Origin of the sequence: Pantoea sp. Ap-967, assembly GCF_011752565.1 — a bacterium.
GTDB lineage: Bacteria > Pseudomonadota > Gammaproteobacteria > Pseudomonadales > Pseudomonadaceae > Aquipseudomonas.
Genome location: NZ_VWXK01000032.1, coordinates 15,972 through 30,821 on the forward strand (window position 1 = coordinate 15,972; position 14,850 = coordinate 30,821).

A 14,850-nucleotide genomic window follows, 5' to 3' on the forward strand; every position below is an offset into this window, starting at 1 on the left:
GGTGAAGTGACGCAGGTTGCGGATGTTGGGGCTGCTTGGCAGCCCCATTCGCGAGCTTTGCTCGCTCCTACCAGGCCGGCGGAAATCCCGTAGGAGCGAGCAGAGCTCGCGATGGAAGCAGCGCCAATATCAAGCCTTGTTACGGCCCATCAGACCACGCACGGTTTCCTGCAGGTCTGCCGGCAGCACCACGACCTTGGCATTGTTGCTGCTGGCCAGGTTTTCCATGGCGCCGACATAGCGCTCACCCAGTAGGTACATGGCCGGCACCGTCTCGTTGCCCACGGCCTCTTTCACCAGCGAGATCGCCCGCGCCGATGCCTCGGCCAGGTTGATCTGCGCCTCGGCATCGAGCTTGGCCGACTGCAGGCGGGCCTCGGCTTCGAGAATGGCGGCCTGCTTGGCGCCCTCGGCGCGGGTCACGTCGGCCTTGCGCTCACGCTCGGCGGCGGCCTGGCGCTCCATGGCCAGCTGCATGTTCTGCGACGGCTTGATGTCGTGGATTTCCACCGAGCGCACGGTCACGCCCCAGTCTTCGGTCTGCTCGGACATGGCCTCGCGCAGGCGCGCCTTGATCTGCTCGCGGCTGGACAAGGCTTCGTCCAGGTCCATGGCGCCAACGATGGCGCGCAGCGAGGTCATGGTCAGGCTGGTGACCGCAAACGAGAAGTTCTGCACACCGTAGGAGGCTTTCTGCGGGTCGACCACCTTGGCGAAGCACAGCGCGTTGGCGACGATCACGGCGTTGTCGCGGGTGATGATTTCCTGCTCCTGCACATCGAGGATGATGTCCTTGGTGGGCAGGCGGTAGGCAACCACGTCCATGTACGGGATGACGATGTTCAGGCCCGGCTTGAGGGTGCTCTGGTAGCGGCCCAGGCGCTCGACGATCCATTCCTCGCCCTGGGGCACGATGCGCACGCCCTTGAACACGGTGATCAAAACGAACAGGGCGATGGCGCCGACGACGATGAGGCTGGTCATGATGCTAACTTCCTTTTTAGAGGGGCCGATTCAGGCCCGGACGACCCGGGCGATGTTGCCTTCGATGGCGACGAGCCGCACACGCTCGCCGGCGGGGATGTCGCTGTCGGCGATACAGGTCCATTCCTCGTTGCCGAGCAATGGCTTCTGGAAGCGTACACGGCCTTTCTGGAACTGCGAGACGCTGCCGGTCAGCAAGCCGACTTCACCGATCACGCTGTCGGCCGTCCAGCGCACGTCCGGTTGCTTGCGCTTGAATAGCTTGAACCAGAGCAGGGTGGTGGCCGAGGAAAACAGCACCCACAGCAATACCTGCATGTCCAGCTGCAGGCTGGGGGCGGCGAGGGCGATGAGCGACACCAGCACGGCGCCGATGCCGAACCAGATGATGAAGAACGTGGGCAGGACCAATTCGAGCAGGATCAAGCCGATGCCAAACACCAGCCAGATCCACCATTGCATTTCCATATGACTGACGCCTTGCGCGGGTGGGGCCTTAAGTTTAAGGCAGCCAGCCGGCACAAGGCCACTTCACGGATTGTGGGAAAAATCTGAGAGCGCGGTAAGCAGTTGCGTGGCCTGCGTGAATACCCGGTCTACGCTTGGCAGTACTGGGCGTTTCAGTACCAGTACCGGCACCCCGCGCTCGCGCGCCACTTGCAGCTTTGGCTCGGTCGCCACGCTGCCGCTGTTCTTGCTTACCAGCACGTCGATGTTGCGCCGCTCGAACAGCGCCCGCTCGTCTTCGAGGTGAAATGGCCCGCGTGCGCCAATCACTTCGCAGCGCTCATTGGCGGGGCATGCCTGCAGCGCCCGCAAGGTCCAGAACTGCTCCGGGGGAATCTGGGCCAAATGTTGCAGCGGCTCGCGGCCAAGGGTGAACAAGGGGCGGCGGAACGGCTTTAGCGCCTCGATCAGCCCGGCCCAGTCCTCCACCTCACGCCAGTCGTCACCCGCTTGCGCCTGCCAGGCCGGTCGGCGCAGGGCCCAGCAGGGAATGCCGACAGCTTGCGCGGCAGTGGCTGCGTTGCGGCTGATCTGCGCAGCATAGGGGTGGGTGGCGTCGATCAAGAGGCTGATAGCGGCCTCACGCAAGTAGGCGGCCAAGCCCTCGGCACCGCCATAACCGCCAACCCGCACCTGGCACGTCAGGTCTTGCGGTACGCGGCCGATGCCGGCCAGGCTGTAGACATGGTGCGGGCCAAGCTGGCGGGCAATGGCCAAGGCTTCGGTGACGCCCCCGAGCAGTAGAATACGCCCGTTCATTGCACACCTGCCTTGCCGACGATACCGCCCTGGCGGTCGATGGCGAACACTTCCACCTGTACCTGGGCGGGCACCACGCTGCGGGCGAAGGCCAGGGCGTGGGCACACACCGCGTCGCCCAGGGCAATGCCGGCGGCGTGCGCCAGGGCCAGGGCCTGCTGGCTGGTGTTGGCGGCGATGATCGCTGCTTGCAGCTCGGCATCGGCGCCGATGTCGGCGGCCCAGCCGGCCAGTTGCGGCAGGTCGATGCTTGAATGGCGGCTGTGCAGGTCCATGTGCCCGGCGGCCAGCTTGCTGATCTTGCCGAAGCCGCCGCACAGGCTCAGGCGTGGTACGGGCACCTTGCGCAGGTGCTTGAGCACGGCGCCAACGAAGTCGCCCATTTCGATCAGGGCGATTTCCGGCAGGCCATAGACCCGGCGCATGGTGTCTTCGCTGGCGTTGCCAGTGCAGGCGGCGATATGCCGGTAGCCATTGGTGTGGGCAACGTCGATGCCCTGGTGGATCGAGGCGATGTACGCCGCGCAGGAAAACGGCCGAACGATGCCGCTGGTGCCAAGAATCGACAGCCCGCCGAGAATGCCCAGGCGCGGGTTCATGGTCTTGAGGGCCAGCGCCTGGCCGCCCTGCACGTTAACCGTGACTTCGAAGCCACCTGGGTAGCGGCAGGCCGCCGCCAGTTGCACCAGGTGCTCGCTGATCATCCGCCGGGGCACCGGGTTTATTGCCGGCTCGCCCACCCCCAGCACCAGCCCCGGGCGGGTCACGGTGCCTACGCCATCGCCCGCGACGAAGCGGATGCCGGGTTCGGCCAGCAGGCGCACCTGGCTGTAGAGCAGGGCGCCGTGGGTGACATCCGGGTCGTCGCCGGCGTCCTTGAGCGTACCGGCTTCGGCACGCTCGCCCACCAGGCGGCAGAACTCCAGGCGCATCTGCACCACTTTGCCCTTGGGCAAGGTGATGTCCACTGCGTCGTCGCGCTGGCCGGTGAGCAGCAGCTTGGCTGCCGCCAGGCTGGTGGCGGTGGCGCAGCTGCCGGTGGTCAGGCCGCTGCGCAGGGGGGCGGGCTGCTCGCGGGTTTCTTCACGCATCGAGGGGCTTCACCAGGTCGAGCAGGGTGATCGGCAGGGCCTGGCGCCAGGTGTCGAAGGCACCCAGGGGCTGGGCCTGGGCGACATGGATGCGGGTCAGCTCGCCGCCATGGCGTTCGCGAAAATGCGCCAGGGCCAGTTCGCTTTGCAGAGTGACGGCGTTGGCCACCAGGCGCCCGCCGGGGCGCAGGCGTTCCCAGCACAGCGCCAGTACGCCGTCGCGGGTGACGCCGCCGCCGATGAAAATTGCATCCGGCCGCTCCAGCTCGGCCAGGGCCTCGGGTGCCTTGCCGCGCACCAGTTGCAGGCCCGGCACGCCAAGGGCATCGCGGTTGTGTTCGATGAAGCCCTGGCGGCCTGCGTCGGCCTCGATGGCCAGGGTGCGGCAGGCCGGGTGGGCGCGCATCCACTCGATGCCGATCGAGCCACAGCCGGCGCCGACGTCCCACAACAGCTCGCCGGGCTGTGGTGCCAGGCGGGCCAGGGTGATGGCGCGCACGTCGCGCTTGGTCAGCTGGCCGTCATGGCGAAAGGCGCTGTCTGGCAGCCCGGGCACCCGCGACAGGCGCGCGGCGTCAGGGTTGGCCAGGCATTCGATGGCGACCAGGTTGAGCGCGGCGATCTGCGTGTGCGGCCAATCATCGGCGGTGCCGGCCAGGTGCTGTTCTGCTGCGCCGCCAAGGTGTTCCAGCACGTGCAGGCGGCTGGGCCCGAAACCGCGCTCGCGCAGCAGGGCGGCGATGGCCGCGGGGCTGTCGCCGTCGTTGCTCAACACCAGCAGGCGCTGGCCACTGAACAGGTGGGCGTTGAGCACCGCCAGGGGCCGGGCCACCACCGACAGCACCTGCACGTCCTGCAGCGGCCAGCCCAGGCGGGCGGCGGCCAGGGCGCAGGAGGAGGGCATCGGCAGCACCTGCAGTTCCTCGGCCGGCAGTTGCCGCGCCAGGCTTGCGCCTACGCCGTAGAACATCGGGTCGCCACTGGCCAGCACGCACACCGGCTCGCCACGCAGGGCCAGCACCGGGGCGAGGGAGAACGGGGTGGGCCAGTCTTGCCGCTCGCCGCTGATGCAGCGCGGCAGCAAGGCCAGCTGGCGCGGGCTGCCAATGATCCGCGAGGCGCCCATGAGCGCGCGCCGGGCCTGTTTGCCCAGGCCGCTGAAGCCGTCTTCGCCGATGCCTACTACTGTCAGCCAGGGGGTCATGTGTTTCGTTCCGCTCGTTTGGGGCCGCTTCGCGCCCCATCGCGGGCAAGCCCGCTCCTACAGGCACAGGGGGGCTGTGGGAGCGGGCTTGCCCGCGAAAAAGGCGGCGCGGTACTGAAATTGTGCTCGATCGCAGCTGAAGCTCGACCACCGGCTTTTCATGCCGCCGGACAAAGCAGGCATAATACCGCGCCTTCTACACTCAAGCGCATCTTCAGCGATTGCCGGACACCCCCTTGACCCCAGCCACCCCCCCCAACGTAACGCCTCGCCCCTCGGCCTGCCCGGGGTTGTGGCGTATCGTCGGTGCCCGCGACGGCGGCATTTGCCGCATCAAGCTGGCCGGCGGCCTGCTGCTGGCCGAACAAGCCGAGGCGGTGGCCGCGGCGGCTGAGCGCTATGCAGGCGGGGTGATCGAGGCCACCAACCGCGCCAACCTGCAGATCCGCGGCATTGGCAGTGACCACGCCGGGCTGGTCGACGCCTTGCTTGCCGCCGGCCTCGGCCCACGCGACGCAGCCAGCGATGATGTGCGCAACCTGATGCTCAGCCCCTTGGCCGGGCACGACCGGCACATGCTGCTGGACGTGCGCCCCTTGGCCGGGCAGATCCTCGACCTGTTGCAAGGCACGCCGCGCCTGCATGAGCTGTCGGCCAAGTTCGCCTTGCAGCTCGATGGCGGCGAAGGTGTCGCCATGCTTGAGCACCCCCACGACCTGTGGCTTTCGCCCCTGCGCCTGGAGCAGCGCGACTGGTTGGCGTTCGGCCTGGCCAGTTGCCCGGCCGACGGCCAGGCCCTGGGCGCCGTGCCGGTGGAGCAGGGCCTGGCGCTGGTGCGCGCGGTGCTTCACCGGTTCCTCGACCTGGCCAGCGCCGAGCAGTCGCGCATGCGCCAGTTGCTGCAGCACGGTACGGCCGAGGCGTTTATCGACGGCCTTGGCCTGGACGTGCGCCGCGATGCCGCCGTGCGCCAGTGGCGGCGGCAGGCCGCCGACCTGCCGTGGCTTGGGGTGGTGCCTCAGCGGCACGGCGTGGCGTTGGGCGTGGCGCCGCCGCTCGGCAGGTTGACGCCCGCCATGTTGCGAGGGGTGGCACACGTGGCCCGCCAGTGGGGCGATGGCAGCGTGCGCCTGAGCCCCTGGCAAAGCTTGATGCTCACCAACATTGCCCCGGCCGCGGTTGAGCCCGCGCGTGCCGAACTGGCGGCGCTGGGCCTGTTGTGCGGGCCCGATGAGCCGCTGGCCCGGCTGGTTGCCTGCACCGGCAGCCAAGGCTGCGCCAAGGGCCTGGCCGACACCAAGGCCGACGCCGTCACCCTGGCGGGCCTGTTGCCGGGCGGTGCCGTTGCCAGCGTGCACCTGGCCGGCTGCCCCCGTTCCTGCGCCGTGGCCCATGTTGCCCCGGCCACCCTGATGGCCCGCTCGCCGGGCCGTTATGACCTGTATTTGCGCGACGCGCGCCTGCCGGGCCTTGGCGCCCTGCGCGCCGCCGACCTCACCTTGAATGAAGCAGGCGCCATGCTCGCCCTGCCGACGGAGCACCTTGATGATTGATTACATCCGCGATGGTCAGGAGATCTATCGCAATTCCTTCCGGATCATCCGTGAGGAAGCCCGGCTCGAGCGGATTCCCGCAGACCTGGAAAAACTCGCCGTGCGCGTGATCCATGCCTGCGGCATGGTCGAGGCGATCGACGGCCTGCAGTTCTCCGAAGGCGCAGGCTCAGCCGGCCGCGAGGCACTGGCCAAGGGCGCACCGATTCTGTGCGACGCGCACATGGTCGCCGAAGGCATCACCCGGGCACGCCTGCCCGCAAACAACCCCGTGATCTGCACCCTGCGCGACCCCAGCGTGCCGGGCCTGGCCAAAGATGCCGGCAATACCCGCTCTGCCGTGGCCCTGGAGCTGTGGCGGCCGCACCTGGAAGGCAGCGTGGTGGTGATCGGCAATGCCCCCACCGCGTTGTTCTACTTGCTGGAAATGCTCGACGCCGGTGCGCCGAAGCCTGCGCTGATCCTGGGTTTCCCGGTCGGCTTCGTCGGCGCCGCCGAGTCCAAGGCAATGCTCGCGGCCGACAGCCGTGGCGTGCCGTTCGTGATCATGCAAGGCCGCCTGGGCGGCAGCGCGATGGCCGCTGCCGCGGTCAACGCCCTGGCCACGGAGGTGGAATGATGGCGCCGCGCGGACGTCTGCTGGGCCTGGGTGTTGGCCCCGGCGACCCTGAACTGATTACCCTCAAGGCCCTGCGCCTGCTGCGCGAAGCGCCGGTGGTGGCGTACTTCGTGGCCAAGGGCAAGCGCGGCAACGCCTTCGGCATCATCGAAGCGCACCTGCACCCTGAGCAGACCCTGCTGCCGCTGGTATACCCGGTAACTACCGAAGTGCTCCCCGCGCCGTTGTCCTACGAGCAAGTCATCAGCGACTTCTACGACGAAGCCGCGGTGCAGGTTGCCGAGCACCTGGACGCCGGGCGCGATGTGGCGGTGATCTGCGAAGGTGACCCGTTCTTCTACGGCTCCTACATGTACCTGCACGACCGCCTTGCCCAGCAGCATGAAGCCGAAGTGATTCCCGGCGTCTGCTCGATGCTGGGTGGCGCCTCGGTGCTGGGCGCGCCGCTGGTGTACCGCAACCAGAGCCTGTCGGTGCTGTCGGGCGTATTGCCAGCCGAAGATCTCAAGCGCCGCCTGGCCGACGCTGACGCGGCGGTGATCATGAAGCTTGGCCGCAACTTCCCCAAGGTGCGCCAGGTACTGGCCGAGCTGGGCCTGGAGAGCCGTGCGCTGTATGTCGAGCGGGCAACCATGGCCAACCAGAAGATCGTGCCGCTGGATCAGGTGGATCCGCAGTCCTCGCCGTACTTCTCGCTGATTATCGTACCGGGGGAAAAATGGCAGGGCTGAATGGGCAACAGGCGGCGGCCATCGTCATTCTCGGGGCGGGTAGCCTGGCGACGGCGCGGCGTATCCAGCAGCGTTATCCACAGGCGGCTATCCACGGCCTGCGTGGCCGCGTGGAGGGCGCCGACAGCCAGTACGACAGTTTCGCCGATACCCTGCGCGCGCTGTACCGCCAGGGCACGCCGATCATCGCCCTGTGCGCGGCGGGCATCGTTATCCGTTGCCTGGCCAGCGTGCTGGACGAGAAGGGCGCCGAGCCGCCGGTGCTAGCCGTGGCGGAAGATGGCAGCGCGGTGGTGCCGTTGTTGGGTGGCCTGAGCGGAGTCAACGGCATGGCCCGCGAGCTTGGCGAGGCGCTGGGCGTGGCGGCGGCGATCACCACCAGTGGCGAGCTGCGCTTTGGCACCTGCCTGCTCAACCCGCCCGAGGGCTATGCCCTGGCGGACCTGGAGCAGGGCAAGCGCTTCGTCTCCGACCTGCTGGCCGGTGAACCCGTGCGTATCGAAGGTGATGCGCCATGGCTTGCGCAAGCACAACTGCCCGCCAGCGACGGTGCCCAGCGCACCATCCATGTGGGGTGTGAGGCGCGTGCGGCCAGCCGCAGCGAACTGCTGATCCACCCGCGTGCCGTGGTAGTTGCCCTGGCCGCTGGCGCCCCGGGCCTGGCTGAGCAGGTGCGGGGTGCCTTGCGCGCTGCCGGTATTGCCGAGCCTTCGCTGGCGTGCCTGCTGGTCGCAGAGCAGGCGATGGCCGAGCCTTCCCTGCAGGACGCGGCTGCTGAGCTGGGCGTGGCGCTGCGTTTTGCAGCCATGTCCGGCACCCTGGCCGACATGGCCGCCCAGGCCTTGCCCGGTGCCCGCCTGAGCGAGCAACAGGGCCTGGTGGTCGCGGTGGCGCCCGCCCCGCTCGACGTCGCTGGCGTGGGCCGCAAGCGTGGCCGGCTGGCGGTGATCGGCCTGGGCCCTGGCGCTGCCGAGCTGATGGTGCCGGCGGTAAAGGCCGAGCTTTCCCGTGCCCAGGACATCCTCGGCTACGAAACCTACGTGCGCATGGCCGGGCCGTTTCGCCACGACCAGGTGCAGCACTGCACCGACAACCGCGAAGAAATGCAGCGTGCGCGGCACGCCTTCGAACTGGCCGCCCAAGGGCGTTCGGTGGTGGTGGTGTCGTCGGGTGACCCGGGTGTGTTCGCCATGGCTGCGGCAGTGCTCGAAGCCTTGCACGCCTCCACCGATCCGGCCTGGCATCGGGTTGACCTTGAGATCCTGCCGGGTGTCTCGGCATCGCTGGCCACCGCCGCGCAAGCAGGCGCACCGCTGGGGCACGACTTCTGCGTGATGTCGCTGTCGGACAACCTCAAGCCCTGGTCGATCATCGAGAAACGCCTGGACCTGGCCGCCGAGGCCGACCTGGTGCTGGCGTTCTACAACCCGATTTCCAAGTCCAGGCCACACCAGTTGGGCTTGGCCCTGGACGTCGTGCGCCGCCACCGCAAGGGTGACACGCCGGTGGTACTGGGCCGGGACATCGGCAGGCCGGGGCAGACGCTCAAGGTCGTTACCCTGGCCGAGCTGCAGCCGGGCATGGTCGACATGCGCACCATGGTATTGGTCGGTTCTTCCACCACCTGCACTTTCGAGCGCTTGGCCGGTGGCTGCTGGGCCTACACCCCGCGCTGGTACCCCGCGCCACGCTGAGCGGAAGGCCTTCCTGCCAGACGGGGCAGGGTCATGGGAATAGGGTGAGTGCGCCTCGACCATCAAGGCGGGGCGCACACCTGAGGAACTATTCCATGACAACTGTAATTCCAGGCTCTGGCAACCAATCGGCTGCAGTGATCGAGCAATCGCTGCTGGCGTTCGGGCTGGGCATCGACCCGGCAATTCGCAGCGACATCAAGAATGCCTACCAGTACGCCTCCCTGGTGGCATCCCGGCGTTTCCCCAATGAAGGGCAGACTGAACAGTGGTTCGCCCAGTTCATCGATGTCATGCGCGATTGCGGCTGGGTAGCGCTCAAGCGCACCTACGAGCGTGAGCGGGCGCAAACCCAATCGCTGAAACTGGGCGCTATCGCCTTCAAGGGCATGAAGGTGGTGGGCCAGGCCGTGCTGAGCAACCCCCTGACCGATGCACTGGCGCAACTGGCCGCCGATGCCCTGGAAGGCCTTGGCCAGGTCACCGAGGCCCAGGACATACTCCTGCGCAACCTCAAGGAGAAGAAAACCGGCACGGTGGGCCTGGGTGCCTGCATCCAGAACGAAGCCGGTGAAGTGATCCTGGCCATGAGCGCAATCGACAGCACCCCCTTTGCCGACCACGAGCTGAACACCGTGGTGTTCGAATGGAAAAGCACCGCGATTGAGCTTTACACGGGCAGCGCCGTGTTCGCCTTCAATAGCGACCTGTACGGTTCGGTGCGGGCGGATATCCGCAACAAACTGCAGGACCGTGCCGTGCGTAACGTTCTGGATTACGACATCTGATAGCGCAGGAGGATGCCTTGGCATCCTCTTTTTCCATGTGTCGTGGCCAGGAGACCGGATGATGGATGAAGGTAAATATGCACTGTGGCTGGTAGGCGGTGCCGCATTGCTGATCGACAGCGCCCTGACGTTGCAGCAGCGCCAGGATGTGCTCGACAGCGTGCTTTATGCACAGCTGAGCGCGAACAAGAAAGAACCCGAGCCAAGCCGCGATCATGAACGCTGGTTCGGGGCGCATATCAGCAGCATGGAGTCCCTGGGCTGGATTCGCCTGCACAGGGAGCACCAGCGCGAAACCCTTGATAGCCAGCCACCTGCGCCGATGGCGCCCATGCAGCGCTGGTTGTTGGCTCAGGACGCAACGCTGGCCGGCGAGCTGAAGGCGCTGGCGGCTGCCTTGGAGGGTGCCGCCGCACGCCGGCACCTGGCGAAGTTCGTGCAACTGCCGCAGGGCGTCGCCAATGAGCTGGGGGTGGTATCTGGCGCTGCCGGGCTCACCTTGTGCAGTGCCTGTGTGGCTCCGGCGTCGGCGGCCCAGTCGGGCCAATTGCAGCTGCGCGCCTGGGTGGGCCGGGTGAATGAGGAACAGTTCGCCCTGCAGCGCGCAAACCTGCGTGCACTGATCGACAGCAAAGCGGTGGAACACTACATCACCTACGCAGGCAAGCTGCAGTCGGGAGGTACCGATGGACAAGCATGAAGCCGCGGTAGTGGGTGGCAGCCTGGTGTCGTTCCTGCCAGGGGTAACGGCGCAGCAGCGCCAGTCGGTGCAATTGGCAATGCTGATGGCTGAGCGGGTAACCCGTAGCGATCACGAGCAAGGGCTGGTCCAGGACTGGTACAGCCACTACCGGCGCCGGTTGCAGTACCTGGGCTGGGATGCGCAGATACCGGAGCAGGTGCACTGGCCAAGCCCTGAGCGCAGGCTGATTGCCGAAAAAGCCTTGCAGGCGGTGAATCAGGTGGCCGGGGAACGCCATTCCAGCAGCCTTTCTCTGGCGTTGTCGGCACTGCTGAACAGCGATGCACCCTTGCTGCACCTGGAGCAACGCAGCCGTGAGCTGGGGCACTTCCAGTTACTGCCCTGCGCCCCCTCCAAGGCCGGCTATGTGGACATGGTGGTGTATCACGAGGCAGGCGATCGCACGCTGTTCAGCAATGGCTTCCTCAGCCGGGTGCTGGATAGAACGCGCGTTCGCGCCGAGCTGGTGCGTTTCAATGTGCGGCTGTTCCAGCAGGAGTTCGAAGCCAGGACGCGCAAGAACGTCGAGCACGTCATGCAGCGGGAAATCCTCAAGCTTGAGCTCTAGGGCAGCAGGTAGCCCCTGATACCGGTGAAGATGATCTGCGCCGCCAGGGCGCAGACGAACAGCCCCATCAGGCGGCTGACGATCTGCAGGCCCTGGTCACCCAGGAGCTTTTCGATGCCGTGGGACAGGTACAGCACCAGGCCCACGGTGAAGCTGGCCAGGGCGATGCTGACGATGGCCAGCAGCTTGTCGTCCCAGTGCGGCTGGCTCACCCCCATCACCAGCAGTGCGCCGATGGTGCCGGGGCCGACGGTGAGGGGGATGGTCAGCGGCACGATGGTCACGTCCTGCTGCACGTTGTCGGCCTGTACCGCCGGCTTGCCCTGGGCCATGCCCAGGGCCGAGATGAACAGCACGCTGCCGGCGCCGATGCGAAAGGCGTCGGCGGTGATGCCGAAAATGCCGAAAATCGCCCGTCCGAACAGGTACAACAGCACGCTGGCCACCAGCGCGGCGAAGGCCACCTTCCAGGCCAGCTGCTTGCGCTCCCTGCTGGAGTGGCCGCGGGTCAGGCTGATGAAGCACGACAGCACGAAGAACGGGCTGTAGAGCACGAGCATCTTCAGGTAGACACTGAACAACTCATGGAGCATGGGGGCGGTCCGGTCAGTGAGGGTGCGGGGAGTGTATCAGCAGCTTGGGGGGCTAGCCTGTGCGGGCCTCTTCGCGGGGCAAGCCCGCTCCTACAGGTGGCATGTAATACCCGGTAGGAGCGGGCTTGCCCCGCGAACACCGGCGAAGCCGGTGCCATGCGCCGCGGCTCAGGTGGTATGCGCGGTATCGGCCTTGGCTTCACGCTGGTTGGCCCAATACTGCACCAGCTCGCGCAATTGCGACAGTTCCACCGGCTTGGCCATGTGCCCGTCCATGCCCGCCAGGCGCGCGCGTTCCTTGTGCTCGGCCAGAATATGCGCGGTCAACGCCACCACCGGGGTGCGCTGGCGCTGGTTGTCGGTTTCCCAGGCGCGCAGCTGCTGGGTGGCCGAAAACCCATCCAGCACCGGCATCTCACAGTCCATCAGCACCAGGTCGTAACGCTGGGCCTTCATCGCCTGCAAGGCTTCTTCCCCATTGCTGGCGGTGTCCGGCTCCAGGTTCAGCTTGCCCAGCATGCCGCGAATCACCTTGGTGGAGATGCTGTTGTCCTCGGCCACCAGCACGCGGAAGTCGGTGGGCAACTCCAGCGAACCCTGGGGGCCTGGCAGCGGCGCTGGCACCGCTTGTTCGCGGCCGCGCTGGGCCAGCTCCTCAGCCAAGGTGGTCTTGAGCGTGTAGCCGGCCACGGGCTTGGCGAGGATGCGCTTGACCCCGGCATTGCGGGCGATGACCTTGCTGGGTGCGTTGCTGATCCCGGTGAGCATCACCACCAGGATGTCGTGGTTCAGGCTTGGGTCTTCCTTGATCTTGGCGGCCAATTGCATGCCCGTCATGCCCGGCATGTTCTGGTCGAGCAGCACCGCGTCGAAATAGTCGCGCAGGTGCGCCTTGGTGCGCAGCAGGGCCAGTGCTTCCTTGCCCGACGGCACCGCACTGACGTTCATGCCCCAGGCGCTGCACTGTTGCACCAGTACCTTGCGGCAGGTGTCGTTGTCGTCCACCACCAGCACCCGGGCATCGCGCAGCGGCCCGTCGAGGTCGGCCGGTGGTTGCTCCAGGCGCGAAGGGTCCAGCGGCAGAGTCAGCCACAGGGTGTTGCCCATGCTGGTGCTGCTCTTGATGCCGAATTCACCGTGCATCAGGCCGATCAACTGCTTGGCGATGATCAGCCCGAGGTGGCCGCCGAGCTTGTTGCTGGAGAGGAAGTGGTGGCTGTGCAGTTCGGCCTGCAGCAGGGCATCGCGCTCGGCGGCAGGCAGCGGTTCGCCGCTGTCCTGCACGGCGATGCGCAGGCGCGGCACTTCGCCACGCTGGTCCAGGGCCACCACCAGCAGGATTTCGCCCTGGTCGGTGTTTTTCAGGGCGTTTTCCAGCAGGCTCGACAGGGCCTGGCGCAGGCGCGTGGGGTCGCCGCTGATTACCCGGGGCACCTGCGGCTGGGTGAAGCTGATCAGCTCGATGTTCTGCTGCTCGGCCTTGGCCCGGAAGATGTTCAGGCAGTCCTCGATCAGGGCGTTGAGGTCGAACTGCACGTCGTCCAGCTCGATTTGCCGCGATTCCAGCTTGGAGATGTCGAGGATCTCGTTGATCAGCGTCAGCAGCTCGTTGCCGGCGCTGTGGATGGTCTGCACGTAGTCACGCTGCTTGACCGACAGTGGTGTGCCCAGCAACAGCTCGGTCATGCCCAGTACGCCGTTCATCGGGGTGCGGATTTCGTGGCTGATCTTGGCCAGGAACTCGGCCTTGGCGTTGATCTCGGCGTCGCTGGCAGCCAGGGCGCGGCTGGCGCTGAAGCGCTCCTCGCTCATGCGCCGCAGGCGTTCGCTGACGGCGAGGTTGAGCAGCAGGCCGCTGGCCACCGTCATGCCCAGCAGAATGCACAGCAGCCAGGGCGTGGCGGTGCGGGTCAGCCCGAGCAAGGCCGGCAGCAGCACCAGGCCGCCCAGGTTGAACACCAGCATGGCAAGGCTGAACAGCCGCGCCGGGGCAAAGCCCTTGTACCCGTGGTAACTGCTGACCAGCAGCATGCTGACGCTGCCCACGGCCAGCAGGGCATAGGTCATCAGGTTCAGCGGCAGGGTGTCGACGAACAGCAGGACCAGCCCGCTGACCGCCGCCACCAGCATTTCGCCCTGCAACAGGCGGTTGAGCCTTGGGGCGTTGCAATCGGCGAAGAACAATTGGGTGAAATACAGCCCCGCCAACCCTGCCATGACCAGGGTCAGGTAGGCCGCCGGGGTTTGCGCGCTGTGCCACAGGTGCCACCAGGGCCCGCTGAGGTTGAGCAGGATCAGGCCGCTGAGCAGCATCAGGGCGTGGTACAGCGCAAGGAACAGGGTGGTGCTGGAACGGGTGTAGATGAAGCGGATCAGGTTATGCAGGATCAGCATCACCAGGCCGCCAAACAGCATGCCGAACAGCAGTGGCTGGCCGTGGTCGGAGGCCGCTACCGCGGCAGGCTCCAGGCTGATGGCCGGGCGCAGTTGGTGTTCCGAAACCAGGCGCAGGTAGATGTCCAGCGGTTGCTGGCTGTTGGGCAAGGGCAGGATGTGGTCGCTGCCACGCAGCGTGGGGCTGGCATTGCTGACCTGGCGCCCATGGTGCAACTGGCGCAGCAGGCGGTCGCCATCGAGGGCGTAGAGGTCCAGGCGCGACAGGTCCGGGGCGAAGATACGCAGCAGTTGTTCCTGCTCGCCCGGTTCCAGGCGGTAATGCAGCCACAGAGCCTGTTCGGCCGGTGCGGCGTCCAGCTCACCGAGGGTGGTGGGGCTGAACTGGCTGCGATAGCGGTCCGAGCGCACGTCGCTCAACTGCAGGTTGGCCTGTTCATCGAGCAGCGCAGACCATCCCCCGCCCTGTTCGGCCGCAACCGGTAACAGGCAGAGCAATGTCAGCAAGCTGACGATCAGAGCTGTGGCAATCCGAAGCCGACGCACTACGAGATCCCTTCCTAGCCGATGTGCCGGGTACTAACTATGCGCGGCGCGCCAAGTCGAAGGCAAGGCCCCCATGG

Annotated in this window: 14 protein-coding genes; 7 read left to right on the forward strand and 7 right to left on the reverse strand. The window is 66.8% G+C overall.

Translation table 11 applies throughout. The features are described from left to right. Positions 1–129 precede the first annotated feature (129 nt). The 5 genes from F3J45_RS24665 to cbiE form a co-directional block, all read right to left on the reverse strand. Positions 130–984, reverse strand: a complete 855-nt coding sequence (locus F3J45_RS24665; RefSeq protein WP_167069355.1) for an SPFH domain-containing protein — start codon at positions 982–984, stop codon at positions 130–132. 30 nt (positions 985–1,014) lie between these two features. Beyond that, complete coding sequence (locus F3J45_RS24670; RefSeq protein WP_167069357.1) at positions 1,015–1,452, reverse strand: NfeD family protein; 438 nt, start codon at positions 1,450–1,452, stop codon at positions 1,015–1,017. A gap of 63 nt (positions 1,453–1,515) precedes the next feature. Beyond that, positions 1,516–2,250, reverse strand: coding sequence for a cobalt-precorrin-6A reductase (locus tag F3J45_RS24675; protein ID WP_167069359.1), 735 nt, complete (start codon positions 2,248–2,250; stop codon positions 1,516–1,518). Continuing rightward, positions 2,247–3,341 (reverse strand): cobalt-precorrin-5B (C(1))-methyltransferase, encoded by a 1,095-nt coding sequence (locus F3J45_RS24680; protein ID WP_167069361.1) that lies wholly within the window; start codon positions 3,339–3,341, stop codon positions 2,247–2,249. Before F3J45_RS24680 ends, F3J45_RS24675 begins: the two co-directional genes overlap by 4 nt. After that, a complete protein-coding gene (cbiE, locus tag F3J45_RS24685) occupies positions 3,334–4,545 on the reverse strand; it encodes a precorrin-6y C5,15-methyltransferase (decarboxylating) subunit CbiE (protein ID WP_167069363.1) in 1,212 nt (403 codons plus the stop codon). The genes F3J45_RS24680 and cbiE overlap by 8 nt, the downstream gene beginning before the upstream one ends. Positions 4,546–4,781: 236 nt before the next feature. Between cbiE and cobG the strand changes: the two genes are divergently transcribed. From cobG to F3J45_RS24720, 7 genes are all read left to right on the forward strand, one after another. Beyond that, positions 4,782–6,098, forward strand: a complete 1,317-nt coding sequence (gene cobG / locus F3J45_RS24690; protein ID WP_205300665.1) for a precorrin-3B synthase — start codon at positions 4,782–4,784, stop codon at positions 6,096–6,098. After that, positions 6,091–6,717, forward strand: coding sequence for a precorrin-8X methylmutase (locus tag F3J45_RS24695; RefSeq protein WP_167069367.1), 627 nt, complete (start codon positions 6,091–6,093; stop codon positions 6,715–6,717). The genes cobG and F3J45_RS24695 overlap by 8 nt, the downstream gene beginning before the upstream one ends. Continuing rightward, complete coding sequence (locus F3J45_RS24700; RefSeq protein WP_205300666.1) at positions 6,714–7,448, forward strand: precorrin-2 C(20)-methyltransferase; 735 nt, start codon at positions 6,714–6,716, stop codon at positions 7,446–7,448. The genes F3J45_RS24695 and F3J45_RS24700 overlap by 4 nt, the downstream gene beginning before the upstream one ends. Beyond that, entirely contained in the window at positions 7,436–9,142 is a 1,707-nt protein-coding gene (gene cobJ / locus F3J45_RS24705; protein ID WP_167069369.1) for a precorrin-3B C(17)-methyltransferase, read from the forward strand. The genes F3J45_RS24700 and cobJ overlap by 13 nt, the downstream gene beginning before the upstream one ends. Positions 9,143–9,237: 95 nt before the next feature. Next, entirely contained in the window at positions 9,238–9,930 is a 693-nt protein-coding gene (locus tag F3J45_RS24710; RefSeq protein ID WP_167069371.1) for a hypothetical protein, read from the forward strand. A gap of 61 nt (positions 9,931–9,991) precedes the next feature. Next, positions 9,992–10,630, forward strand: a complete 639-nt coding sequence (locus F3J45_RS24715; RefSeq protein ID WP_167069373.1) for a hypothetical protein — start codon at positions 9,992–9,994, stop codon at positions 10,628–10,630. After that, positions 10,617–11,240: a hypothetical protein gene (locus F3J45_RS24720; protein WP_167069375.1), complete on the forward strand. Its 624-nt coding sequence runs from the start codon at positions 10,617–10,619 to the stop codon at positions 11,238–11,240. The genes F3J45_RS24715 and F3J45_RS24720 overlap by 14 nt, the downstream gene beginning before the upstream one ends. Here the strand turns inward: F3J45_RS24720 and F3J45_RS24725 are convergent. Next, positions 11,237–11,833, reverse strand: coding sequence for a MarC family protein (locus tag F3J45_RS24725; protein ID WP_167069377.1), 597 nt, complete (start codon positions 11,831–11,833; stop codon positions 11,237–11,239). The genes F3J45_RS24720 and F3J45_RS24725 overlap by 4 nt on opposite strands. A gap of 168 nt (positions 11,834–12,001) precedes the next feature. Next, complete coding sequence (locus F3J45_RS24730) at positions 12,002–14,773, reverse strand: hybrid sensor histidine kinase/response regulator (RefSeq protein ID WP_167069379.1); 2,772 nt, start codon at positions 14,771–14,773, stop codon at positions 12,002–12,004. Positions 14,774–14,850: the final 77 nt, after the last annotated feature.

What these genes read in the sequence shown, in the direction of transcription:
- F3J45_RS24665 (WP_167069355.1), bottom strand. Translation starts at nt 984, where the DNA reads ATGACCAGCCTCATCGTCGTCGGCGCCATCGCCCTGTTCGTTTTGATC.
- F3J45_RS24670 (WP_167069357.1), bottom strand. Translation starts at nt 1,452, where the DNA reads ATGGAAATGCAATGGTGGATCTGGCTGGTGTTTGGCATCGGCTTGATC.
- F3J45_RS24675 (WP_167069359.1), bottom strand. Translation starts at nt 2,250, where the DNA reads ATGAACGGGCGTATTCTACTGCTCGGGGGCGTCACCGAAGCCTTGGCC.
- F3J45_RS24680 (WP_167069361.1), bottom strand. Translation starts at nt 3,341, where the DNA reads ATGCGTGAAGAAACCCGCGAGCAGCCCGCCCCCCTGCGCAGCGGCCTG.
- cbiE (WP_167069363.1), bottom strand. Translation starts at nt 4,545, where the DNA reads ATGACCCCCTGGCTGACAGTAGTAGGCATCGGCGAAGACGGCTTCAGC.
- F3J45_RS24695 (WP_167069367.1), top strand. Translation starts at nt 6,091, where the DNA reads ATGATTGATTACATCCGCGATGGTCAGGAGATCTATCGCAATTCCTTC.
- F3J45_RS24700 (WP_205300666.1), top strand. Translation starts at nt 6,714, where the DNA reads ATGATGGCGCCGCGCGGACGTCTGCTGGGCCTGGGTGTTGGCCCCGGC.
- cobJ (WP_167069369.1), top strand. Translation starts at nt 7,436, where the DNA reads ATGGCAGGGCTGAATGGGCAACAGGCGGCGGCCATCGTCATTCTCGGG.
- F3J45_RS24710 (WP_167069371.1), top strand. Translation starts at nt 9,238, where the DNA reads ATGACAACTGTAATTCCAGGCTCTGGCAACCAATCGGCTGCAGTGATC.
- F3J45_RS24715 (WP_167069373.1), top strand. Translation starts at nt 9,992, where the DNA reads ATGGATGAAGGTAAATATGCACTGTGGCTGGTAGGCGGTGCCGCATTG.
- F3J45_RS24720 (WP_167069375.1), top strand. Translation starts at nt 10,617, where the DNA reads ATGGACAAGCATGAAGCCGCGGTAGTGGGTGGCAGCCTGGTGTCGTTC.
- F3J45_RS24725 (WP_167069377.1), bottom strand. Translation starts at nt 11,833, where the DNA reads ATGCTCCATGAGTTGTTCAGTGTCTACCTGAAGATGCTCGTGCTCTAC.